This is a genomic window from Candidatus Nitrosocosmicus sp. T (assembly GCF_054408485.1).
The window spans coordinates 847118-871733 of the sequence record NZ_CP166992.1 but is presented as its reverse complement, the minus strand read 5'-3'; the positions used below and the strand labels follow the sequence as shown (position 1 = coordinate 871733).

Genomic DNA, 24616 nt, shown 5'->3' with positions numbered 1-24616 from the left:
AACTCTAATATAGTGTATAATAAAAAACTTGGAGAATTTGTAATTAAAGCAATAGGCGATCTAGGCAGCAGCTTAGGGTCTACCCAAACTCCTTCTAACATAGTTTATGAGGCAAAATAGATATGAATCAAACCAAAAAAAATTATTCAAGGATTACTTGTCTTCAAATGTGTTTCTATTATATAGTAAAAGTTATTGCGTGTTAGATAAAATAATCGTAGTAACATTATACAGCTAGAAGACTCCAGTTAGGTCAACTCTGTTCACAAGATTTTATTAATACAATTATTCAATCATAAGCTTAAAATTTTCATATACTATCTTTGAAATTTTTTTTACCTCAGACATGTTTTTATCGATATTGTAAAAAATACTAGCTTCACTTATTTTTTCAGTTTTTAACTCTTTTTGATATTTATGAATCCAATTTCGGATCATATCCTTTGTTACCTCCAAATGAAACTGAATTCCAAGAGCATTTTGGAATCTAAATGCTTGTATATATAAGTCTGATTCGGACAAAATTTCAGCATCACTAGGTAAAGTAAACGTATCACCATGCCAATGAAATACCTGTATCTTATTCCCCAGTATTTTATTAAAGATGCTCGATTGGCCTCTACTAGTTATTCTTACCTCGCCCCATCCGATTTCTTTTTTTAGGCCTTGGTAGACCTTTCCTCCGCAGCTTGATGCAATCAGTTGTGAGCCAAGGCAAATTCCAAAAACTGGAATTTCAAGATTGAAAGTAGACTGAATTAATTTTTTCTCTTCAAGCAGATAATCAATATTGTCATTAACAGACATTGGACCTCCAAGGATAAAAACTGCATCATAATCGGTCAAGTTCTGGGACTTGATTGTCTTCGTATCGGCAAGGATTTCTTTTACTTCAAATCCGTCTGATAGCAGATATCTTTCAATGTTGCCCAGCGTTTCAATCGAAATATTCTTTATACATAGAATTTGGTTAGTACTGCCCAAATATAACATAAATCGTATTAGATACCTGTTTAAAAACATTATATTACCAGCAGTTCCACTCCTCATAACTAGACAATATGGATTTTAAAGAGGTTTTTTTCCTTACATACAGCTCCATGAAGGAGAGAAAAACAAGGAATGCTTTAACAATCCTAATGATTATAATGGGTTGCGGATTACTAGTTTCCCTAAATAGCCTTTCTCAAGGTTTAATATACTTTGTAGAACAAAATTTTAAGAAAATTCTTCCCAATCAAATAGTTATATCGAACACCGATAAAATACAGGAATCAAGCATAGAAGGAATACGGAATAAACTACAAGTGCTCTTTGACCAGAATATAACTATGGTAGGAAAAAATATCCCCTTTGATAACAAAGCCATGCAATACTTAAAGGAAATTTCCGGCGTTCAACAGATAAATCCTGCTTATCAGGGCGTTGCAATGTTAAATTATCAAAATTATTCCCAAGTAACCAATGTGCTAGCTACAGATATTAATAATTTGACTGATATCATCCCTAACTTAGACATAAGGTCTATGGTCTCAAATTTGACATCTCAAAACTATGTCATTATACCTCAGAAAATAGGTGAGAAAATTTTCATGAATTCTTCCGAGATAATCGTCAATAATGCACTCGGTAAAGAAGACAAAGATCAATCTATGAATAGTAAAAGGGTAACAATAAGTAACTTGAAGGAACTTACGAATGTCAAATCAAATCCCTCAATAAATAACAGTTTTGCAGTCCTAAGAATCATTAATTCAACTGGAAATCCGATCATAGATAATTCTATTTTCATTGATGTACAGAAAGGAAAGGAGATTCTGGAAAAATCAGATGATTATGATCTGTTATTCTTGACGTATGACGATATAGACAAAGTAGAAAGCATTGTAAATGATGTCCAAAAGTACTTTAACAATCAGGTAACCATACTCAATTCACTTGAAATAATCAAAACTTTGACCAAATTTATAATCGGAATTAGTACCTTTATATCAAGTATTGCAATTTTTTCGCTCATAGTAGGGTCCATTGGAATAATTATTACAATCTATACTTCAGTAGTTGAAAGAACCAGAGAAATAGGAATAATCAAGGCATTGGGTGGAACAAATCGGGTCATACTTGGAATGTTTTTAACTGAATCAGTATTTTTGGGGATAATTGGAGCTATTGTAGGAATTGTATTCGGGTTTTTGGGTTCGCATGTCCTTTTAAGTGGATTCCTTTATTTTCTTAATCTACCTTTAGATATTTACCCCGTTTTTAATATCGTAGAAATATCTAAAATTGGGATTGTTGTAATTGTTCTGAGCATTTTTTCTGGGCTTTATCCGGCCTACAAGGGCTCTAAAATTTCTCCAGTTAACGCATTGTCTAAATATTCTTAAGTTAAAGAAATGCAAAATATTATGTATCCGTTTAGAACATATAGAATTAGATAAATTTGTTGAAGAAATTCCTATTTGAGAGGGACAGGGTCTACTGTATAAATATATGAGGTAGTCAGTATTGGGCAGGTTCCAAATATCAAACAATCTAATTCCCAGCGGAGATCAGCCAGCCGCAATCAAAGGACTAATAGATGGAATAGAAAATAATAAAAAAAGACAGATACTCCTTGGAGTTACTGGGAGCGGTAAAACTTTTACAGTCGCCAATGTAATAGCTAAATACAATAAAAACACGTTAGTTATATCACATAACAAAACATTAGCGGCCCAACTATATGCAGAATTTAAAGAATTTTTTCCAAACAATAATGTAGGTTATTTTGTAAGCTTCTATGATTATTATCAACCTGAAAGCTATTTGCCTCAAACTGATACTTATATAGAAAAAGATACCGAGATAAATGAAAAAATCGAACAAATGCGGCTTGAATCTACTTCAATGTTATTGTCGGGTGAACCAACAATAATTATAGCTACTGTTTCATGTATATACTCTTTAGGGTCACCTCATGAGTGGAGGGAGCAATCCCTCATGCTTAAGAGAGAGATGGAAACAGATAGAAAAAACATCATCAGGAATTTAATAAAAATAAGATACGAAAGAAATGATGTAAATTTGACAAGCGGATCCTTCAGGGTCCTAAAGGAGATATCATAGATATAATTCCCGGCTATTCTGATGATATCATAAGAATCGATCTATTCGCACAAAATATTGAAAGAATTACAGTAGTTGATAAAGTAACCAAAGAGATAAAAAAAGAACTAGATTCGATAATCATTTTTCCGGCCAAACATTATATCGTGGATGAAGATAGTCAAAGAAGAGCACTAGTTTCTATAAAGAAAGAATTAGAAGAATGGTTACCCAATTTGCCTACCGAACTTGAAAGACAAAGATTACTATCTAGGACAAATTATGATCTCGAAATGCTATCGGAATTGGGATATTGCAGCGGAATAGAGAATTATTCGAGACATTTTGATGGCAGAAAGCAGGGGCAGCCGGCTTATTGCCTTTTAGATTTTTTTGATAAAGATTTTCTATTAGTTATAGATGAATCGCATGTAACTCTTCCTCAGGTTATGGGAATGTATAAAGGGGATTATTCAAGGAAAAAAACTTTGATAGATTATGGATTCCGATTGCCCAGCGCATTTGATAACCGACCTCTAAAGTTTGATGAGTTTGAAAAATATCTCAACAATGTAATATTTGTATCCGCTACACCCGGTAAATATGAGATAAATAATAATGATAATCTTGTTGAGCAGTTAGTACGACCCACAGGATTAGTTGATCCTGAAATAGAGATAAAAAAGACCAATGGTCAAATTCCAGATCTAATCCGCCAAATCGAAGAGAGAGTTTCCAAAAAACAGAGAATACTAGTAACGACATTGACAAAGAAGATGGCGGAAGACATGGCAGACTACCTATCTAGAAATGGGATAAGAGTAAGATATATTCATTCAGAAATAAATGGTCTGGAACGAACTGAATTACTAAGGCAGCTAAGAGCAGGCGAGTTTGACGTGTTGGTCGGCATAAATCTGTTGAGAGAAGGATTAGACTTACCTGAAGTCTCGCTTGTGGCCATTTTGGACGCTGACAAGGAAGGATTTTTACGAAATTATACCAGTCTTATTCAAACATTTGGAAGGGCGGCTAGAAATATAGACGGGAAAGTAATTCTATATTCAAATTCGGTGACAAAATCCATACAAGAAGCAGTGATGGAAACCAAGAGAAGGCGCAAAAGACAGATTGAATATAACCTAGAAAATAAAATCGAACCCAAAAGTATCCTAAAGCCCATACCTCAAAAGAATTCGGATATCTCAAACCTGGAAGTTAATCTAAAAACAATGACTAGAAATGATTTAATAGAGTTATCAACCAGTATAGAGACTCAGATGAACAAATTTGCAGAGGAATTGGAGTTTGAAAAAGCGATTGAACATAGACAGCATCTTAAAAAGGTAAATGAAATTTTGTTAAAACTTAGAACCAATTAAACTAAAATGGAAAACAAAATAGTAATCAAAGGAGCAAAACAACACAACCTAAAAAATCTCAACTTAGAAATTCCAAAAAATAAATTAATAGTAATAACAGGTTTGTCCGGTTCTGGAAAATCTACCTTGGCCTTTGATACCATTTTTGCTGAGGGACAAAGAAGATATGTGGAATCGCTTTCGGCATACGCAAGGCAGTTTTTGCAAATAATGGATAAACCGGATGTAGATGTAATCGATGGGCTATCACCAGCAATAGCAATTCAACAGAAGACAACTAATAAAAATCCACGCTCAACGGTTGGAACAATTACTGAGATCTATGACTATCTTAGATTGTTGTTTTCAAAAATCGGTATCCCGTACCGTCCTAATTGCGAAAGAGAAATATCCTATCAATCCTTGGAGTCAATTGTTACCTCCATTCTAGCCATTAATAGTAATAACACTAATGAAGGAATGCTAGTAATTTTGGCTCCCGTCATTAGAGAAAAAAAAGGGACTTATGAAAAGACTCTTGAATCTCTAAAGGAACAAGGCTATTCTCGAATCAGAGTTGACAAAGATATAATAAATATTGCAGACAGTAAAAAATTCGATATTATTTCAGCCAAGGAGAAACAATTAAGACACTCTATCGAGATTGTTATTGATAGAATATCAAACAATAAAATATTAGATGAGAAGGACAGAGTGTTTGAGGCGGTCCAAAATGCAATTGATAAAGGTGGTGGTATTGTCATGGTTCTAATTGATGGTAAAGAACATTTATTTTCTCAAAAAAATTCATGTCCTGTATGCAACATAAGTATTGGAGAAATGGAACCTAGATTTTTCTCATTCAATTCTCCGTTTGGTGCCTGCCCCAGCTGTCACGGATTGGGTGTTCAAACAGAGTTTGATGTCGACTTAATAATTCCAGATAAGACCAAAACTATTCTGGATGGTGCCATTAAACCTTGGTCGTCGGGCCATTTTGCAAGTTTCAGAACATCCATGTTAAAGGATGTAGGTAAGAGATTCGGTTTTAATCTAAACACGCCGATAGACAGGATGAGCAAGGAGCAAATTGATGTTATATTATACGGAACAGATTCAAGGATAAAATATAATTATACATCAAGATCGAGTGATAGCTCATGGGAATACTCAGGTAGGTTTGAAGGAGTAATTTTCAATCTACAAAGAATATTCAATGAGACCGACTCAGAATCCAAACGCGAAGAAATTAGAAAATTTATGATTGAAAAGCCATGTGAAATGTGTAACGGTCAAAGACTAAAAAAAGAGGTTCTTTCTGTAAGGATAAATAAAAAATCCATCATGGATATTTGTAACCTTCCTGTAGAAAAAATAATTGAATTTTTTGGTGACATTACCCTAAATAGGAGTGATATGATAATTTCAAAGCAAATATTAAAGGAGATTAATAGTAGACTTAAGTTTCTATCAAATGTAGGTTTGAACTATCTGAACTTGAATAGAAATGCAGGTACACTTTCAGGTGGGGAATCCCAAAGAATCAGATTGGCGACCCAAATTGGTACTAATCTTACCGGTGTGCTTTATGTTTTAGATGAACCAACTATAGGTTTACACCAGCGGGACAATAGTCTACTCATAAACACCCTTTTCAAATTGAAAGACATCGGAAATACAGTTATTGTCGTAGAACATGATGAAGAAGTAATTAGAAGTGCTGATTGGATTATTGATATTGGCCCAGGAGCAGGAACACATGGCGGGCACGTAGTTGCTCAAGGAGAACTAGACGATATACTCGAAAGTAAGGATTCCCTTACAACAGATTTTTTAATTGGAAGAAATAAGGTAAATGAAAATCTTCAACCCAGGCTGGTTGGAGAGAGATTTATCAAAATTTTTGGTGCATCTGAAAATAATCTTAAAGATATTAATCCCATTTTTCCATTAGGCGTTATTACAGTAGTTACAGGTGTTTCTGGATCTGGAAAATCCACACTAGTAAACGATATATTGTTCAACTACCTAACCAACTATTTTTACAAATCCAAATCTAAAGTTGGAAAGCATGATAAGATCGTCGGAATAGAGAACATTGATAAAGTCATAGGGATAGATCAATCTCCAATTGGTAGAACCCCACGGTCAAATGCCATTACTTATGTCAATGCCTTTACCTTCATAAGAGATCTATTTTCAAAAACTCAACTATCAAAGGAAAGAGGATATAAGATGGGAAGATTTTCATTCAATTTACCTGGCGGCAGGTGCGATATGTGTGACGGAGCGGGTGTCAGAAAAATTGAAATGCAATTCTTACCTGATGTATATATTACATGTGATCAGTGTAAGGGAGCCAGATACAATAGTGAAACTTTGTCGGTCAAATATAAAGGAAAAAGCATTTCCGATGTTCTGAATATGACTGTGGAAGAAGCATTAGACTTCTTTAAAAACAATCCCCCCATTCGAAACAAGTTAAAGTTGTTGGATGAAGTAGGTTTGGGCTATTTACATCTGGGGCAGCCAGCCACTACTCTGTCAGGAGGAGAAGCTCAAAGGATAAAATTGGCTACTGAACTTTCAAAAAGGGATTCAGGTAACACAATGTATATCTTGGATGAGCCAACTACGGGACTGCACTTTGCTGATGTAAAGAAATTATTAAAAATATTATTTAGATTAAGAGAACTAGGAAATACCATTATTGTAATTGAACACAATCTCGATATCATCGCTTCTGCTGATTGGATTATAGATTTAGGTCCTGAGGGTGGAAATAAAGGGGGACAAATTATAGCTGCAGGTACTCCAGAAGAAATTTCTGAGAACAACTCAAGTTACACCGGACATTTTCTAAAAGAAAAAATGAGAAAGTTAAGAGCGAAAGAATTGGTAATAGAGAAAAATAAGTGAATAGATATTTGGTTTGGTAGTAATGGCATCGTTATTTGACTTAAAATATATGATTAATAATATTCAAAGGTAAAAATATAAATTGAAAGCAAGAGAGTCCAGCTATATCAAATATCCTTATCCCCATAATCCCGGCGTGTATATTATGAAGGATTATCAACAAAAGATTATTTACATTGGCAAAGCAAAGGATCTTGATAGAAGAATCAAAAGTTATTTTTCCAAAAAAATTCATAAAAATCAAGATGGAAATTGGAAAACCAGAGTGCTTATTACTAAAATCAAAAGCATAGATTATATCATTACAGATAACGAAATTGAAGCATATCTCCTCGAATCAAACTTGATCAAGAAGCACAGGCCAATATATAATATTGAACTTAAAGACCAGCAAAGATACACCTACTTAAAAGTTACAGATGAAAAGTTTCCAAGGTTACTAGTAACAAGGAGAAACCGAAACGGAGAGTTTTCAGGAACAAAAGGAGAAGTAATAGGTCCATTTGTAAAAGGTAGCTCAAGATACTTATCCGTGGGTTTATTGAGGAAAATGTTTAAGATAAGGATCTGCACCAGACTTCCAAGAAAAGAATGTTTAGAATATCACATTGGAAACTGCGATGCTCCCTGTATTAACAAGATTAATGAAGAGCAATACAAAGAAAATGTAACATCCTTAAAAAGAATATTAGACAATAACGAAGCCCTCGGAGATTTTTATAAGAAACTCGAGGCAGAAATGAAGATTGCTTCTAACAACCAAGAGTATGAAAGAGCTATTTTCATCAGAGATACCCTAACCAGACTACAAAATCTCTTACAGCATCAGAAAATGGAAAATAATTTTATCGGAGGCTACAAATCAGAGGAATATATAGGATTTCTTGAGGACGATAATCAAAAAATTATGCACGTAATGACACTAATTAGTAAGAACGGAGTCATAAATGATATGAAAAAATATCAGTTTGACTTATTAGGAGATAATTCCATTGAAAATTTCATTTGTCAATACTATCATTCTAGTACAACAGTTCCAAATGTTATCTATCTAAATAAAAATATTGAAGAGGAAGCAAAGTTAAATGAAGTCCTGTACCAGATGACCGGAACACAGATCAAAATAATTTCTATGGATTCAGATTACTTATCAGAGGAACATCACTCGAAATCCAATGACACGAACAAGTTTAATATTATGCAATTAATATTGAACAATCTAAAGACATATGTTGAAAAGAACCATGAACCAGCTCTTGATGAACTAAAGGTATTACTAAGATTGAAAAGATTGCCATACATTATTGATTGTTTCGATATTTCGAATTTTGGAAATGATTTCGCTGTTGGAGCTTGTACCCGATTTATGAACGGCATTCCAGATAAAAACGGATATAGAAAATTCAAAATAAAAAAGGTATTATACCAAAACGACTTTTTGATGATGGATGAGATTATTGGGAGAAGATATTCGCCCGATAATATCTGCAAAGATGTTTCAGATGACAAACTAATTGATAGATTTCCGGACTTGATTGTAATTGATGGTGGAAAGGGTCACTTAAACGTGGCAATTACAAAATTGAAAAAGATAGGCATGGGAGAGATCGACTGCATTTCCTTGGCAAAACAGAACGAAGAAGTTTACACGTCATATTCGAGCGAGCCAATCTTTGTCCCCAAAAACAAGAAATCATTAAAAATTTTACAACACATTAGAGACGAATCGCATAGATTTGGTTTAACATATAATAGATATTTGAGGAAAAAAATATTAAGCCAGTAGATATTGGGAATTTCACCAGAATAGTCATTTTGAGTGTGTTCTCCCATTTGGAAGCTGAATACACCTACTACAATATTGATAACCAGAAAGGTCTCATTGAAATAATATTTTTAAGTGATTTATGATAACATTCTATGATGAAAACCCCGGGAATTGTTATAGCAGGAATTACTAGTGGGGTGGGAAAGACAACAATATCAATTGCTATAATACAGGGACTTTTGAGAAGGGGATATAAAGTTCAACCCTTCAAAATAGGGCCCGATTTTATCGACCCATCTTACCATAATATGATATCAAAACGCCGATCAAGAAATCTCGATGTGTGGTTGATGGGAATTGACGGATTGTTAGAATCTTATTTGGAAAATTCTATTGATTCTGATTTTACGGTTCTAGAAGGTGTTATGGGATTGTACGACGGAATGTCTGGAAGGAATAATTTTGCAAGCACCGCACATGTAGCAAGGATTCTAGACTTGCCTATTCTTTTAGTTGTGGATGCAAGAAAAGCAGCCAGATCATTGGCTGCCATCGCCTTGGGTTTTATCAAATTTGATCGCAACATCAAGATTTCAGGAATAATACTAAACAACCTTGCCAGTGAACGGCATTTGAGATATATTGCTGAAGCGTTTGAATCAAAAATTAAGATACCGATTGTAGGAACTATATTTAATGATAAAAGCCTAATTTATCATGAAAGACATTTAGGCTTGATACCAAGGATGGAACTAAACGACAAATTACAAGATAGTATCATAATAAATTCCAATATTATTGCCGAACATCTTGATTTTGAAGAGATTATCCAGATATGTAAAAACATGAATTATATAAATAAATCAAATTTTGAAAAGTTCTCATTGGACTTTGTAGATAGAAAATCCAGGTATCAAGCTTCTGAAAAATTGCTTGATTCAAAAGTAAAGATTTCCATTGCTTTAGATAAGTCTTTTAATTTTTACTACCAGGACAATTTAGATTTATTACACAGTAAGGCAAAAATTGAATTTTTCAGTCCCCTCGATGATAATGGTGTGACTAAAGATACAAATGGTATGATATTAGGCGGCGGGTTTCCAGAAGTAATTGCTGATAAATTAGAAAGCAATTCTAATATGCGCAGGTCAATCCTGGATTTAGCAGAGAAAGGCATACCCATTTATGCCGAATGTGGAGGATTAATGTATTTAACAAAAACAATTTCTGGCTATAAGAACGGTAAAAAAAAGCACAAAATGGTGGGGTTGTTTGATGCAGATACCATTATGACAAATAAAGTTACTCTTGGTTATACAGAGGCTTTGTTAAATAATAATCAAACTTATCTTGGAAAAATGCGGAAAGTGAGAGGTCATGAATTTCATTATTCAAATGTAGTTATTAACAACGCCGACGTTGAGTTGATTTATAATCTAAAAAAGGGAAAAGGTATAAAGGATGGAAAGGATGGTTTCCATGCTCATAACTGTATTGCTTCATACATGCACACACATTTTGCTAATTCGACTTTCTCAGATAGATTTATAGACTGCTGTATTCAGTACTCAAGAAAATAATATGAACAGACATTATGATTTTTACAAGTAAAACTATTTTCTATTGAATGGTTAACACCAAAAATAACACAATCATTCCTTCGAAGTTTGCTTTGTAGATCTTCTTGTAGAATACAACAGCATGAGCGAGTTAATAATAGATGAAGCTGCAGAACTACCGCCCTTCCTTCCTATGTTTGTAATATAAGGAATATCCATTTTTAATAAATCAATTTTAGATTCAACTGCTGACACAAATCCAACTGGAATTCCAATAACTAGTAATGGTAAGGTTTTTTTTTCCTTTATCATCAAAATTAATTCATAAAGAGCAGTTGGGGCGTTTCCAATGATGACAATACCACCATTTATCTTGTCAGCCGCCTTCTGCATGGCGAGCTCTGATCTTGTTTTGTTTGTTTTCTTTGATATTTCTTTTAATTGAGGATCATTTATAAGACAAATTCCAGTTAGATCTAAATCCAATAATAATTTCTTATTGATACCATGTAATACCATTTCCACGTCGGTAACGATAAATGATTTCCTGGAAAAAGCTAAGAAAGCAGATTCTATTGCTTTTTCATGGAAAATAATTCTATCTTTTTTTGCAAAATCAAAGTCAGCAGTAGCGTGGATAACCCGTCTCACCACGGCCCATTCATTGTCAACATATTCATGATTTCCGATTTCGGATTCAATAATATCAAAACTTTGTTTCTCAATTCCAAAAGCCCTAGTAGACATGTCTCGAGATTGAGGATTACCTATACCATAGTCATTACTTTTGATGTTAGAAAATCCCACTTTTAACTTCAGCCTCCTTCGCTAGTGTGATTACAAGCTCTATCACTGCAGGATCCACTCCTATATGTCCAGCTATAAACAACCTTTCAAAATTATATTTTTCTTGTGCTTTAGATAAATCAACTAAGATGTCCTTTTGAATGTGGACGCCTTTATGCAAAAAGTATGGGATTACTACTATCGTATGGGGGTTAGAAGTCATACATTCCTTTATGCCTTCTTCTATATTTGGTGGTTCTAATTCCAAGAAACAAAATTTAACATTCCGGTATGTTTTTTTTAAGCTATTAACGGTATATAGAAAAGCTTCTCTAGAACGTTTATCGCTACTACCATGACCAATTAACAATAAACACAGGTTTTTTTTGTCATTATTTAGATCCCTTTCGATAATCAAGGAATTTACCCGCTTGAGAACTATTTCCGATATAATAGGTTGATATGATAAGGGTTTTGTAATCACTATTTTTTTTTTCTCTTGATAAATAATGGATGCAGTTTGGGTAACAGCATCTTTAAGTTTCATTCCAGGGTAAAGGAAATAGGGAACAATAGTTATAGAATCAGCGCCTTTATCAATACATTTTCTAATCCCTTCATCGATATAAGGTGGAATAACTTCTAGAAAGCAATAACCTACGTAAGAATAGTCAGTTTTATATTTAATCAATTCACATGTATGATGCAATTCCTCCTGTACTTCTTTCATCTTGCTTCCTCGATCTATTATCAACAATGCTTTTTTCACTGATTGTTCACCCGACTTATTGCGACAGTCAAATCTGGTGGAAACTTTTGTTTAGGTACTATTAAAATACCCTTCGAACCTGCCAATGAAGAGGCTTCAGACACGCTAGATGTTCCCTCATATTTTCCAACTAATTCAGATGGATTAGGAACTTCTATCTCATTTAGCTCAGTTTTTGAAAAAAGAAGTAGTGGAATATTGTTCTCAGTGCAAAATTCATCCAAGCCAACGATGCGCTTACCTTTATCTATGGAGGTAATGGCCTTGATACTTTTTATGCTTAACTCATTTTCTTCAAGTACTTTTAGTATGCCTTGTTGAATTGATTCCTTAGAGGTATTCCAATGCAATCCGATCCCTACATAAAGTGATTTTGGTCTATATATTACTGATTTATCAGTCAGGAATTTATTTGACACTAGTTTATCTGTAATAATTATAGAGGCCTTGTATTCATTAGATAACAAGCCAACAATCAAAGGTACCGTTTCGACATTCTTTGGGAGTTGATCCATATTCCACCAATCCTTTTCTCCAGCATCTTGAAATACTCCGATTTTCTCTTCGTTCACCATCAAAGCACTTACCTTTGTTACATTTTCAAAATTATCAATAACCCAATCAAATTTTTTTCCCAATAGATCTATCGCAATGGTTTTGTTGACATCCGCTGCAGTAGTAATTACCGGGATCGAATTCAAGATGCTGGATACTTTAAGTGTTAATTCGTTAGCACCGCCCAAATGTCCTGAGAGCGTGCTTATGACGAATTTTGCAGTATCATCTATTACAATTACAGCCGGATCGTTCTTTTTATCTTTCAAATGAGGTGAGATCAATCTAATAACTGCTCCCAATGAAAAGATACAAATTATCGAAGTATATCCCTGAAAAATGGGTCCTATCCTGTTCATTACGGAATCAGAGAAGTAAATTATTGATGAATCCGATTCCCTAAATTTTTCCGGTACATAGATTTGCGATTCGCTTAACGTATCGTGAATTCTCTTTGCGATTTCAATGCCCTTTTTAGTTATAGCGACAATAGCGATGCCCTTTTTGTATATATTCTCATTCAATTCTAAATATGAATCTCCTATATTTTACTATATTATTACAATAACTATTTTATTATAAGTTTGCATTGCTAGATTTATTATCTACGTCAATGAATCTACTGTCAGGTCAAAAATTGTATTGAGATTTAAGTAAGATAGTATCATTTGTGAAAACATAATGACTTAACAGTTTCTCACCGAGCTTTTAATAATTCCTTCAGAAACAGGCTAAGATAAACTATTTTTACCAAACGAGTCCTATTATTTTTTTGGGAACCTACCAATGGTATATCCTTTAAAGTCGAACATAATAACTTCTATTGATAACTCGTTTTTTGAATAATTATTTAACTGGATAGCCGCATTTCTACAAATAAGATCATAAAAACCTTCGACATGATGAGCTTCAACTATTTCTGAAACATGTCGTGCAGTGTTTGCCTCTCTGATTTGTTTCAAAATATCTTCAGAAGCATCCACTTCCTTAGCTAGTTTAGCCATAAATTCCATATCGACATGAGAGCCTCTTACGTGTGTTTGCTTGACGCCCATTGCTATTTTAGTTAATTTTCCAATGAATCCAGCTATAAATACTCTCTTGACTTTCTTGTCGTGGCATTGCTTTACGCTATAGCCTGCAAAATCACCCATCTGAACATAACAATGATCAGGATAAGTATTGCCGAACAAACTTTTACAAAAATCTTCACTTCTGCCGCCCGTTGTAAGAATAAAAGTATCTGCATGTAGTGCCTTCCCAACATCCAAACTCTGTCTTATGGCAGCAGCAAAGGAAGCCGTTGAATATGGAAGTACTATACCGGTTGTCCCCAAAATTGAAATTCCTCCCAGTATACCCAGTCGAGGGTTATCAGTTTTTTTTGCTATTTCTTCCCCCTTTGGAACAGAGATTAATATTTTCAAGCCATGTTTTTCAACTAACTTTGGATAAAGATCAAAAACCTCATGCACCGCTTCGCGAATCATTTTCATAGGTACTGGATTTATTGCAGCATGTCCTAGCAACAATCCAAGTCCAGGTTTTGTGACTTTACCGACTCCCGTGCCACCAATGATTTGTATGTTACCTTTATCATGGGTAAATTCGACAGTAGAACAAATTTCAGCACCATGAGTTACATCCGGGTCATCTCCCCCATCTTTTATTACTGCAGAAGTAACCGAATTTTCATTCATTTTTGTCCAAGCAATTTTGAGTGTAACTATTTTACCTTTAGGAAGTGTAATACGTACACTTTCGAAACTTTTTCCCGTTAAGAGTGCAAGAAGAGCGGATTTAGAAGCAGCCGATGCTGAGGTCCCAGTAGTGTAACCAGTTCTTAGCTGGCCCCTTAATTTTTTCTCTTTAACTTCTTGAGGAAGATCCTGTTCGCTTTCCGCGAGAGATAGATCACTAGTGACTTTCTCATCTGACTCGCTCAATAACCTTCATCGACTAAAATAATCATGCAAAGATCTCAAAAAAAAACTTTTACGTTGTTTAATGGATACTAATTGTCTTTAAAGCGTCTGCTTTATCTGTTTTTTCCCAACTAAAGTCAACATCTCTTCGCCCAAAATGTCCGTATGCAGAAGTCTTTTTATAAATTGGTCTTTTCAGATTAAGAGATCTAATGATTCCTGCAGGACTGGTATCAAAGATGTCCTTGACCTTAGCCTCTATTTTTTCTTCGTCTACTATCGATGTCTTAAAAGTATCGACCATAATGGATACCGGTTTTGCTACACCTATCGCATAAGCAATTTGAACTTCACATTTCGTGGCCAACCCTGCTGCCACGATATTTTTTGATATATATCTGGCCATATAACATGCAGACCTATCTACCTTAGTAGGATCTTTGCCTGAAAAAGCTCCACCTCCATGCCTTCCCATCCCTCCGTAGGTATCTGCTATGATTTTTCTACCCGTCAATCCTGTATCGCCAGGCGGTCCGCCAATAACAAATCTACCAGTAGGATTGACAAAAACTTTCGTTTCGGATGTAATCCAATCTGAGCAAACGGGATTTATGACTAATTTGGTAATTTCCTCATTAATCTGTTCTTGAGAGATTTCAGGAGAATGCTGCGTTGATAGTACTATAGTATCGATCGACTTTGGTTTGTTATCTTCATACAGAATTGAAACTTGTGATTTGCCGTCTGGTCTAACCCAATCTAACTCTTTTTTCTTCCTTACTTCGGATAAACGCAGGGACAAATTATGGGCAAGGGTAATGGGCAAGGGCATAAACTCAGGGGTTTCGTCAATAGCAAACCCAAACATAAGTCCTTGGTCGCCGGCGCCCTGCTCTTTTAATTCATTTGATGTGACTCCGATGGAGATATCAGGACTTTGTTCATGAAGTGAAACTAACACTGAACAGGTATTTCCATCAAATCCATATTCCGGTTTATTATAACCAATGTCATTTATTTCATTTCTTACAATATCCTGGACATCTATTTTATGAGTTGAAGTCACCTCTCCAGCTACTATGACTACACCTGTAGTTGTCATGGCCTCTACCGCTACCCTTGCATCAGGATCATTAATTAGAAATGAGTCAAGAATGGAATCAGAAATCCTATCGCATATCTTATCAGGATGTCCTTCCGTTACACTTTCAGATGTAAATATATATTTTCGTGGTTGCATTATTATCATTGAGCATTATTATCATTGAGCAAGAATTCAGAAAATACTTGCTGTTAGAATTCTTTCTCTAATTTGATGAAAAGCACATTATTACCTCTTATAACGACTTTACCATAATTTGCTAACAGATCAGATCCCTCAAATTCTTCTGCATCAACTAAAATTAGATTCATATAAGAATCTACATTAGACATTTTGCCTCTATATTCGATTTCGCTTTTTAACCTTACAGCAACTTTTCTGTTCAAAGAACGCTGTAAAACATTTAATGGTCTCTTAGTAGGTTGTTGTGAAGGTGATGCTGCCATATTGTTAATCAATTGTGAAAAGACCCTAGGCTACAATAAAAAGCTTCCTCTAGCAAAATGTGCCTAACAAAACAATATTTTTATCTATCGAGAATTACCCAATCTCATAGGTACAGAACTAGCAAAATTAGATGATCTTTTGCTCCTGTTGACCCGAAATGGTACACTCATCGAATTGATTGAAAAGAAGGGTCATGGGAGAACCCAGCTTATATACTTAATCTGCGCCCTAATTAGCACGAAAAGGAAAAAAACGCTATATATAGACGGATCTGGCAATTTTAGGCCGGAAGTGATTTATGAATTTCTTCAAGAGATAACAGATGTTAGTGACAAGGAAATTAGAATCTTTTTGAAAAATATAACTTATCAAAGAATCTATGAAATAGATAAACTAATTAGTCTTTTAAAAAAAATTAAAGTATTAGATATAGATTGTGTAATTCTTGATGATGTAATACCCTTATTTCTCTATAATCAGAATAAGAATATCAGACATGAAGTTAGAAGATTCATTAGAGAAATAGCTTTGATTGCCATAACTAAAAAGATAAGTATGATTTTTACAAGTACTTTGGTCGAGAAATTTGAGGGAAATAGTTTTGAAGGAATCCACTATGAACCTTTTTATCACGATATCATCAGATATATTCATATCAAAGCAAGTATCAAAAGGAAAACCCAAAATTTGATTGAATGTACGTTCATTCATCCCTCAAGACTAAGGGATTCAAAATTATTAGTAGAGCTAAACGCGGCGCAACATCAATGAGATTTAAAACATACTAGAAATTATTATAGTAAAAAGTAATAGATTTAAAGAATGATAGAATCTTAAGAAATCATTAATTATTCTTTTACGTTAATTGAATGAAGAAACTAAAAGGATGTATAATTATAATTATAAAAACGACTACAACAAAGTAGTTATTATAGGACTAGGCCAGCTTGGTCTTCCAGTTGCAAAATATGTTAAAGAACATGGTTTTGATACCTATGGATACGATATAAATCAAAAAACCATGCAATCAGCTGAGACCAATTATGGAATAAAACAAGCAACAAACTTTGGTGATTTTGACGTATTAATTATCTGTGTATCCACACATAGACCAGATGATATGTTTACACCACAAGTAGATGGTTTGATGTCCGTTGTTGAAAAGATATCTAGAGAAGCAAAGACAGGTGCACTAATATCAGTTGAAAGTACTATACCAAAAGGTACATCAAAAAAAGTATTTGAAAAAGTAGATCATAGACTACACGTTGTACATGCACCACATAGATGGTATGCATTAGAAGAAGAAATTCACGGTGTAAATCAATTACGTATTGTAGGAGGTGTAAGCAACTGTTGTCTACAACATGGTCTTAACTTTTATGATGGACGTGAGGTAATCCCACAACAAACAACAGGAACAGAAGGAATGCCAACTACAAGAGCAGGAAGAATAGAAGGAATAGATACAACTACAACTACAACTACAACTACAACTACAGCGACAAAAGAAGGGCTAAAAAGTCTATCAATTCCAATGCATCCAGTATCATCAGTTGAAGTAGCAGAGCTAACCAAAATAGTAGAGAATGCTCATAGATATCTCCAAATAGCATTTGCAGAAGAGCTTTACCTTTATTGCAAGTCTAATAGTATCAGTTTTTCGGAATTACGTGAATCACTCAATACAAAATGGAATGTAGAAGTACTAGAACCAAGAGATGGAATAGGTGGTCACTGTCTTCCCAAAGATACAAAGATGTTTATTAATTCATCTAATACAATAAAAAGCAAGATTTTACAAGCAGCCATGGAAATAGATGAGGACTATAAAGAATATATCCAAAATAGAGAGAAAAAAGGTAGCACAGGCTCTGTGACAATTAATACTGATAGAAAAACGCAAGCAGCAGAGCCAAATCAGTTGCTTTATACTAAGAAAATTAAGTAAGGTCGTTTACCATATCGGTAATTCTACCCAAATCATAACATTCACACATATCAATTAGTTTTATTTGCTTCCTAAATTTATTAACCAAATGTGCTTGAGATTTTATAAATGGATAAGGAGCCTTGGTTCCAATGATTTTGTTATTTTCATCCAATCCATTTCGCATTAAATTCATTAATGCATCCGCCGGGTAATGACCACTAGTATCCTTCCCACATAAAATCAAATATTTCATAGTCAAGGATATCGTACAAAACTGAATAAGATGATCAATACCTTTGTTTTCAGAAAATAAACGTCCTACAATCAGAAGCTTATCCATTATAGGGTTACGCGAGATTTTCTTCAAAAGGTCCATGCTCGATAGTGTACAAATTCCAACCTCTGTACCTTTTCCACTAAATGAAGATACAGAAATCGGGTAGATAGCTTGACAGACTACGCCGGCTGCTTGTTCCAATTTAAATTTAATGTTCAAATCAGTTAATTCCCCAACTAGTTTTAGAATACGGTTTCATTTCTATAAAAGGAGCTTCTCCTTCTTTCCATGGATCATTTCGAACCCACTCAAATTTATTGTAAAAAAGTGAATAAATTTTGTTATAAATTTGACCACTTTCAATTATTTTAACTTTCCCGTTTACGATGATTCCTTTGTTCTGATTTGGTTCGTAAATATCTATAGCTAAGCTGACATTTGGATTCATATAAATATTGAATAATTTTTTTGTATTATAGTCAGTTGAAATATAAAATAAATTGCTTTCGTAGATATATGAAACCGGTACGACGTGAGGTCTATCTTTAAAAGAAGTTGCTAATCTACAACACTCATTTCCTACAGTAAATTCAAACTCGCTAGGTGTTAACTGGAACATAGACTGTTTACATGCAACACCTAACCCGTCGAGTTAATTTAAACTAATTGCAGTCATATTTTATGGTCGGATTTGATTTTCATTATCCATGATTGCCTCACTTGATCAACATGAAAATAAGTTTCAAAATAAATTATTAATGCAATCTAATAAATCACATAGAATGTCATGGCTAAAGTAGGACTTATCGACCATACTTTACTTTGGATGAACATACTAAATAGAGAGCTTCAGTAAACTTGAATTAAGAATACTGAAGAGGACTATGGATAAAGGATTAATAATTGTGTACCATGGTAATGGAAAAGGCAAAACGACTGCAGCTTTAGGTGTAGCTTTAAGAGCAATTGGATACGAAATGAATGTTTGTATGATTCAGTTCATCAAGGGCGAGTGGAATTATGGAGAAATTTATAGCTCAAATAGATTAAAACCAAATTTTGAATTAGTAATAACAGGAAAAGGATTTGTAGGAATAATAGATGATGATCATGATTTTAAGGAGCATGTAGAGTCATCAAAAAATGCTTTGGCAATCGCTAAGGAGAAAATAAACTCTGGAAATTATGATATTGTTATTTTAGACGAAATTAATTATGCATTAAAGCTTAAACTAATTGAAGAAGAAGAAATTATTTCACTTTTAGACTCAAAACCAGCTAAAGTAACTGTAATATTAACAGGGAATTACTTAACAGACAACATATTTCATAGGGCTGATCTGGTTACGGAGATGAGAGAAATTAAACACCCATACAATAAGGGCATTAAGGCAAAAAAGGGTATTGATTTTTAGAAGATTATAAAAGCAAAATTAATTAATCTAAGAATTTGGTTTAAACATAGTGAGTATTTCAGAAACCAAAAAACTCCCCGATTTGGGAGAAATAGTTATAGTTACAGTCAAAGAAGTTACGGGCCATGGAGCATATGTAACGCTTGACGAATATGACAATCTTACTGCGTTTTTACATATATCAGAAATAGCCACTGGCTGGATCAGAAATATTGAGAGGTATGTAAAGGCTAAACAAAAAACAGTCCTCAAGGTAATCAGAGTTAATCCAATTAGGTCAGAAGTAGATCTTTCGTTAAAACAGGTTACTGGCGAAGAAAAGAAGTCGAAAGTCATGGAAGTAAAAAAAGATGAAAAAGGCGCCAATTTTATGGACGTGATAAAGACCAATCTTGGCTATGATCAAAACAGCATAAGAGAGATTGAAGAAAAAATAAGCCAAAAATATGATTTTATCTATGATGCATTTGAAGCAGTCGCCATCAAAGGAACTGATGTATTATCTAGTCTCGAATTAAAACCAGAAGTAATTGAAGCGATAGAAGTAGAAAGCAAGAAGATTCAGATCCCACATATCGAAGTCAGGGCAGTCTTAGATATTATGGTAAGAAAGGGAGACGGTATTGATATCATAAAGAATATTTTAGGATCTGTAGATGGATCCAAAAATAATTCTAAAATAGATATTACTTACGTAGGTGCCCCAAAATACAGGATCACAGTTACAGCCGAAAATTTCAAAATAGCTGAGAAAGCCCTCAATCAAGCAATCGAAAAGATAAAGACGAATATAGAAAAGAATTCAGGAACTTTTAAATTTACAAGGGAAGAATCAAAGAAAACCCATACAAACATTTAATCGTTGAACAACTATGAAACATCGGATTAGAATTTGTAGAATGTGTAAGCAATATACATTAAAGGATAAATGTCCAGTTTGTAAGTCTGAGACTAATGATCCACATCCACCAAAATTTTCCATCGATGATAAGTATATAAGGTATCGGATTATGGATGCCTACGCAGACACTGTGGAAAAAGAATGAGTATTAAGTAACTATTGTTTTATTCTAATTTCCAATTCACTTATGAAATTAATTTAAGAAATTTTGATTATCTAACTCTGAGTTGTTGTATCCGGGGATTGCATCAATGATTCGCATGAATGCCAAGTCGCTCGCATTGGTGTTTTGAGTCATATTAACAACGACTGGAATGAGGTCCTGAGGTCTAGAAGCGTTGTTGCTTGTGTTTAAAGTAGTATTGTCTTCGTTTTGAGCTGTTTTATTAGAATTATTTTTGACAATGTCTTGAAGGGCAGTTGCATTTGAAGGAACAGTATCAATTACATTTTTGATAGGGATATCGCTCGCATTGGTGTTTTGAGTCATATTAACAACGACTGGAATGAGGTCCTGAGGTCTAGAAGCGTTGTTGCTTGTGTTTAAAGTAGTATTGTCTTCGTTTTGAGCTGTTTTATTAGAATTATTTTTGACAATGTCTTGAAGGGCAGTTGCATTTGAAGGAGTTGCCTCCATTATTTGTTTAATCGGGATATCGCTCGCATTGGTGTTTTGAACTTCCTCAATCATTAATGGAATTAAAGAAAGATATGTTTGATTGATGCTTAATAAGAATTCATTATTACTAGAAGAATTTGTTTCTTGACCATATATATAAATTGTTGAAGTCAATTGCAGATTTGAAAATGAGAGAATAAAGCTTAGTAGGACGATAAAAGATAAGTAAACAAAAGCGACTCGGTCGAGGGGATGGTGAATATTCATAACAAGTTTGTTAAACTGCGATAAAATAAATATATTGCTAAAAGATAGATTGATTTTAAAATTGAAAAAGAAATTTCAGATATTGTCTTATTTAGAAGAAAAAGGAGGGTTTATCTACCCAAACATAAACCGTCTGGGACAGATGTGTTACAGTTATTGTCTGAGAACACGTTGTCGTTTATGTTTGTTGGTAGACCGTTACCGTTATTCAAATCTACACCGCGGTTTTGCAATACATTATTTGAATTTACGTTATTCTTTGTGCTTTGGCCATCTAAGAAGATACCGTTTACAGACCCTTGGATTGTATTCATTGACAGTTCATTACTTGCGGAGTTGACCAATGTCACACCAGCCAAGTCATTTGATTTGAAAAGGTTTGTGGTCAACTTTGAACCTGATGAGGAGTGAGCTGCTACACCAATGCTGTTTCCAAACATTAGATTGTCTTCAATTACTACATTCTTGGATCCTGTTTCAAATACTGCGATTTCATTCTCTGTGAATGTGACTCTGGATATTTTATTGTCTTCTCCACCTGAGAATAATGCACCTGCTTGGAAGCTCTTAATTGTTCCTGGACCTTGAACAGTTACGCCATCGTTGTCTGCAAACATGATTCCGACCTTAGAACTCTTTTCTCCTGGGCCACTTAATGTAAATCCATTCAAATCAATTGTAATGCCATCAGCACCTACAATTATACCATCAGTCTTACAATCAAGGTTGGCTGTCAGTTTTACACTTTGTTTAATAACTTGACCACAAGATAAGCTGGTGCTTAATGGGACTGCGCTGCTACTGCTGCTACTTGCTTGTGATGGTTGATTATTATCATTAGTATTAGAAGAGGGGAGAGCACTGTTCAAAATATTGTCTATCATGCTGCTTTGTGCTGATGCTACAGTTGGCTGTATTAACAAAGCACCAACAGATGCAAATGCAATTAATGCCGCCATGAGATATATTTTGTTATTCATTCAAACAAACAATCAATTGTATAATATATATGGGAAACTGTTGTTTTTACGTAACTCAAGATTACTTTCTATCAGATATAAATAATTAATAATTAGATTGATTAGAACTTTTTTTGTAATAAATCGTTATGTATAATCAATCATCGGAGTAAAGTGGACTATAAAAAATATACAAATATTAATATTATTTCGAGCCTAACCATATCAATTGAAGATAGCTGTGATCGGAGCCGGCGTAGCCGGAAGTTATCTTGGTGGGATGTTAAATAAAATTGGCCACGAAATAACTATCTTTGAATCAAATAAGAAAGAGATGCATTGGCCGGTATGCGCATGGGGAGCATCAAGGCATATGTTAGAGTACTTTTCAAGTAAAGCAGGACTTAATTTTGATGAATATATTTATCATGTAGGAAGAAGATTAAGGATGGGACTTCCTAATGGTAAGGAAGAGTTTCTCGATTTAGACGGATTAGTTACCTATAATAAGAAACAATGGGAGAGCGATTTGCTCACTGGTATCAGGGTGGAGTACGGTATTAACTGTGATAAAAAGACTTTTCCTATAGATAAATACGATTATGTTTTAGATTGTACCGGGTTCCATAGGAGATTTTTACCTAAATCACAAGAGGATTTTGCGATTCCAGCATATGAGTATATGGTCGAAAACATTCAAGATATAAATGAATTTCATGTAATTGGCTACAAGGGTGCTCGTGGATACTTTTGGTATTTTCCTTTAGACAATGGAACGGGCTTTATGGGAGCAGGAAATCTTGACAGAAAGTATCACGGAGTAAAAGAATTCTTAGAAACTCATCCAGATGCACGAATAATCAAAAAAATAGGCAGGCCCATCCGACTTTCACCGCCGAAACTGATGGAACCTTTTTACGACAACAATATCATCGGAGTAGGAGAATCAATAGGTACTGTGTTTCCAATGCTTGGTGAGGGAATCATTCCATCATTGTTAAGCTGTGAAATATTTCTACAGGTGTTGGATGATAACAAACACAAGAAGGTAAAGTTTGACCAAAAACAATATAGGGAAAAAATTCTAAGGAAATTCAACTATTACTATGACGTTTACCGAATTGTAAGGCTCAAAATGGATGGTAAACTAAGTACCGTCAAGCACTTTAATTTGTTATTGAGTATGTATAAAAACATGAAGAAGGATGAAAAGAGGTTTGGCTTTGAAGTTAATTTCGAAAAAATGAGGAGATTAGTAAATGCATTATAAAAGATCAGATCTAATCATTTGTCATCCTCAGGCTTCTTTTCTTTTGGTAGATCAGTTACATCACTCCCTTTGCCTATCAAATCCTTCTTGTTCGTTCTGACTAGTATTTCATTTAGATAATTTATAACATATTCATCCTCCTTTGGATTGGTCTTGCCCTTGATCAATCTAATTTGGTATTGGCTAATCCATGCCCACATCCAATTCTGTCTGAGCAATGCTTCATTTTCAACAGAGTACTGATGCTTTCGATGCCAAACACCTAGAATAATAGCAGCAGGGATATAGATTGAAGCAAATAAAAGTACGAACATGGGCAGGTTGAAATAATCACCAATTCCAAATGGTAGTTGCTTTATGAAAAAGTTGTACGATATTAAGATAAAGTTAACAAAAGTAAGGAAAAATGCCAAATAAATACTATGTCCATTTCTAAAATCCAACCATCGTCGTCTTAAGAAGACTCGCGATATCTTTAGTTTCATATACCATACTAAATGGGCCTCTAATTTAGATTTATTATTCATTTTGATTTACATGCACAGTGCAGCGCACAACGATAAGTATATCGAGTCCCATCAAAAAAGGATTTATCTTGTCTATTAAATGTTGAACAAAAAAGAGACTCATAAAATATTTTTATATTTCTAGTGGTATCTATGAATATTTCTGTAAATACCTATCAGTATCGATACCA

The 24616-nt window shown here is 34.1% G+C and carries 22 protein-coding genes and 1 pseudogene; 11 read left to right on the top strand and 12 right to left on the bottom strand.

Annotated elements, in window-relative coordinates:
- Positions 1-285: 285 nt before the first annotated feature.
- Positions 286-993, bottom strand: a complete 708-nt coding sequence (locus tag AB0A59_RS04530) for a type 1 glutamine amidotransferase (protein ID WP_458746858.1) — start codon at positions 991-993, stop codon at positions 286-288.
- 68 nt (positions 994-1061) lie between these two features.
- On the opposite strand from AB0A59_RS04530, the gene AB0A59_RS04525 reads away from it, so the two are divergent.
- The 5 genes and pseudogenes from AB0A59_RS04525 to AB0A59_RS04505 all read left to right on the top strand — a co-directional run bounded on the left by AB0A59_RS04525 (position 1062) and on the right by AB0A59_RS04505 (position 10715).
- A complete protein-coding gene (locus AB0A59_RS04525) occupies positions 1062-2387 on the top strand; it encodes an ABC transporter permease (protein WP_458746856.1) in 1326 nt (441 codons plus the stop codon).
- A gap of 121 nt (positions 2388-2508) precedes the next feature.
- A pseudogene (gene uvrB / locus AB0A59_RS04520) lies at positions 2509-4469 on the top strand (excinuclease ABC subunit UvrB).
- A gap of 6 nt (positions 4470-4475) precedes the next feature.
- The gene (gene uvrA / locus AB0A59_RS04515; protein WP_458746854.1) at positions 4476-7367 is read left to right on the top strand and encodes an excinuclease ABC subunit UvrA; all 2892 of its coding nucleotides are present in this window, start codon (positions 4476-4478) and stop codon (positions 7365-7367) included.
- Positions 7368-7449: 82 nt separating this feature from the next.
- Positions 7450-9153 (top strand): excinuclease ABC subunit UvrC, encoded by a 1704-nt coding sequence (gene uvrC / locus AB0A59_RS04510; protein WP_458746852.1) that lies wholly within the window; start codon positions 7450-7452, stop codon positions 9151-9153.
- 134 nt (positions 9154-9287) lie between these two features.
- Positions 9288-10715, top strand: a complete 1428-nt coding sequence (locus tag AB0A59_RS04505) for a cobyrinate a,c-diamide synthase (RefSeq protein WP_458746850.1) — start codon at positions 9288-9290, stop codon at positions 10713-10715.
- 72 nt (positions 10716-10787) lie between these two features.
- On the opposite strand, the gene AB0A59_RS04500 is transcribed toward AB0A59_RS04505, so the two are convergent.
- The 6 genes from AB0A59_RS04500 to AB0A59_RS04475 all read right to left on the bottom strand — a co-directional run bounded on the left by AB0A59_RS04500 (position 10788) and on the right by AB0A59_RS04475 (position 16289).
- Positions 10788-11501: a precorrin-8X methylmutase gene (locus AB0A59_RS04500; protein WP_458746848.1), complete on the bottom strand. Its 714-nt coding sequence runs from the start codon at positions 11499-11501 to the stop codon at positions 10788-10790.
- Positions 11488-12249 (bottom strand): sirohydrochlorin chelatase, encoded by a 762-nt coding sequence (locus tag AB0A59_RS04495; protein WP_458746846.1) that lies wholly within the window; start codon positions 12247-12249, stop codon positions 11488-11490. Before AB0A59_RS04495 ends, AB0A59_RS04500 begins: the two co-directional genes overlap by 14 nt.
- Positions 12246-13328, bottom strand: a complete 1083-nt coding sequence (locus tag AB0A59_RS04490; RefSeq protein WP_458746844.1) for a cobalt-precorrin 5A hydrolase — start codon at positions 13326-13328, stop codon at positions 12246-12248. The genes AB0A59_RS04495 and AB0A59_RS04490 overlap by 4 nt, the downstream gene beginning before the upstream one ends.
- Before the next feature lie 240 nt (positions 13329-13568).
- Positions 13569-14750: a cobalt-precorrin-5B (C(1))-methyltransferase gene (locus AB0A59_RS04485; RefSeq protein WP_458746842.1), complete on the bottom strand. Its 1182-nt coding sequence runs from the start codon at positions 14748-14750 to the stop codon at positions 13569-13571.
- Positions 14751-14808: 58 nt separating this feature from the next.
- Positions 14809-15969, bottom strand: coding sequence for a methionine adenosyltransferase (metK, locus tag AB0A59_RS04480; protein ID WP_458747557.1), 1161 nt, complete (start codon positions 15967-15969; stop codon positions 14809-14811).
- Positions 15970-16022: 53 nt separating this feature from the next.
- Positions 16023-16289: an LSM domain-containing protein gene (locus AB0A59_RS04475; protein WP_458746841.1), complete on the bottom strand. Its 267-nt coding sequence runs from the start codon at positions 16287-16289 to the stop codon at positions 16023-16025.
- A gap of 64 nt (positions 16290-16353) precedes the next feature.
- Here AB0A59_RS04475 and AB0A59_RS04470 point away from each other — a divergent pair, with 64 nt between their 5' ends.
- Positions 16354-17049, top strand: a complete 696-nt coding sequence (locus AB0A59_RS04470) for a P-loop NTPase family protein (RefSeq protein WP_458747556.1) — start codon at positions 16354-16356, stop codon at positions 17047-17049.
- A 115-nt stretch (positions 17050-17164) separates the two neighbouring features.
- Entirely contained in the window at positions 17165-18229 is a 1065-nt protein-coding gene (locus tag AB0A59_RS04465; protein WP_458746839.1) for an NAD(P)-binding domain-containing protein, read from the top strand.
- Here the strand turns inward: AB0A59_RS04465 and AB0A59_RS04460 are convergent.
- A complete protein-coding gene (locus tag AB0A59_RS04460; protein ID WP_458746837.1) occupies positions 18222-18707 on the bottom strand; it encodes a hypothetical protein in 486 nt (161 codons plus the stop codon). The two genes, AB0A59_RS04465 and AB0A59_RS04460, sit on opposite strands and share 8 nt — an antisense overlap.
- A 1-nt stretch (position 18708) precedes the next feature.
- Positions 18709-19107: a pyridoxamine 5'-phosphate oxidase family protein gene (locus AB0A59_RS04455; RefSeq protein WP_458746835.1), complete on the bottom strand. Its 399-nt coding sequence runs from the start codon at positions 19105-19107 to the stop codon at positions 18709-18711.
- Positions 19108-19360: 253 nt separating this feature from the next.
- Between AB0A59_RS04455 and cobO the strand changes: the two genes are divergently transcribed.
- The 3 genes from cobO to AB0A59_RS04440 are packed head-to-tail and all read left to right on the top strand — an operon-like array spanning position 19361 to position 20949.
- Complete coding sequence (cobO, locus tag AB0A59_RS04450; protein ID WP_458747555.1) at positions 19361-19903, top strand: cob(I)yrinic acid a,c-diamide adenosyltransferase; 543 nt, start codon at positions 19361-19363, stop codon at positions 19901-19903.
- A 49-nt stretch (positions 19904-19952) separates the two neighbouring features.
- Entirely contained in the window at positions 19953-20762 is an 810-nt protein-coding gene (locus AB0A59_RS04445; RefSeq protein ID WP_458746833.1) for a translation initiation factor IF-2 subunit alpha, read from the top strand.
- Positions 20763-20775: 13 nt separating this feature from the next.
- A complete protein-coding gene (locus AB0A59_RS04440; protein ID WP_458746831.1) occupies positions 20776-20949 on the top strand; it encodes an RNA-protein complex protein Nop10 in 174 nt (57 codons plus the stop codon).
- Between the two features lie 48 nt (positions 20950-20997).
- Here AB0A59_RS04440 and AB0A59_RS04435 read toward each other — a convergent pair whose 3' ends face one another.
- Entirely contained in the window at positions 20998-21597 is a 600-nt protein-coding gene (locus tag AB0A59_RS04435) for a hypothetical protein (protein ID WP_458746829.1), read from the bottom strand.
- Positions 21598-21800: 203 nt separating this feature from the next.
- Positions 21801-22670, bottom strand: a complete 870-nt coding sequence (locus AB0A59_RS04430) for a right-handed parallel beta-helix repeat-containing protein (protein WP_458746827.1) — start codon at positions 22668-22670, stop codon at positions 21801-21803.
- 208 nt (positions 22671-22878) lie between these two features.
- Between AB0A59_RS04430 and AB0A59_RS04425 the strand changes: the two genes are divergently transcribed.
- Positions 22879-23919 (top strand): NAD(P)/FAD-dependent oxidoreductase, encoded by a 1041-nt coding sequence (locus AB0A59_RS04425; protein ID WP_458746826.1) that lies wholly within the window; start codon positions 22879-22881, stop codon positions 23917-23919.
- Between the two features lie 14 nt (positions 23920-23933).
- Here the strand turns inward: AB0A59_RS04425 and AB0A59_RS04420 are convergent, their stop codons facing one another.
- A complete protein-coding gene (locus tag AB0A59_RS04420; RefSeq protein ID WP_458746824.1) occupies positions 23934-24446 on the bottom strand; it encodes a hypothetical protein in 513 nt (170 codons plus the stop codon).
- Positions 24447-24616: the final 170 nt, after the last annotated feature.

Bases quoted from the DNA above. Each gene is read 5' to 3' on its own strand.
- AB0A59_RS04530 (WP_458746858.1), bottom strand. From the start codon at position 993: ATGTTATATTTGGGCAGTACTAACCAAATTCTATGTATAAAGAATATT.
- AB0A59_RS04525 (WP_458746856.1), top strand. From the start codon at position 1,062: ATGGATTTTAAAGAGGTTTTTTTCCTTACATACAGCTCCATGAAGGAG.
- uvrA (WP_458746854.1), top strand. From the start codon at position 4,476: ATGGAAAACAAAATAGTAATCAAAGGAGCAAAACAACACAACCTAAAA.
- AB0A59_RS04505 (WP_458746850.1), top strand. From the start codon at position 9,288: ATGATGAAAACCCCGGGAATTGTTATAGCAGGAATTACTAGTGGGGTG.
- metK (WP_458747557.1), bottom strand. From the start codon at position 15,969: ATGCAACCACGAAAATATATATTTACATCTGAAAGTGTAACGGAAGGA.
- AB0A59_RS04465 (WP_458746839.1), top strand. From the start codon at position 17,165: ATGTATAATTATAATTATAAAAACGACTACAACAAAGTAGTTATTATA.
- AB0A59_RS04455 (WP_458746835.1), bottom strand. From the start codon at position 19,107: ATGTTCCAGTTAACACCTAGCGAGTTTGAATTTACTGTAGGAAATGAG.
- AB0A59_RS04440 (WP_458746831.1), top strand. From the start codon at position 20,776: ATGAAACATCGGATTAGAATTTGTAGAATGTGTAAGCAATATACATTA.
- AB0A59_RS04430 (WP_458746827.1), bottom strand. From the start codon at position 22,670: ATGAATAACAAAATATATCTCATGGCGGCATTAATTGCATTTGCATCT.
- AB0A59_RS04420 (WP_458746824.1), bottom strand. From the start codon at position 24,446: ATGAATAATAAATCTAAATTAGAGGCCCATTTAGTATGGTATATGAAA.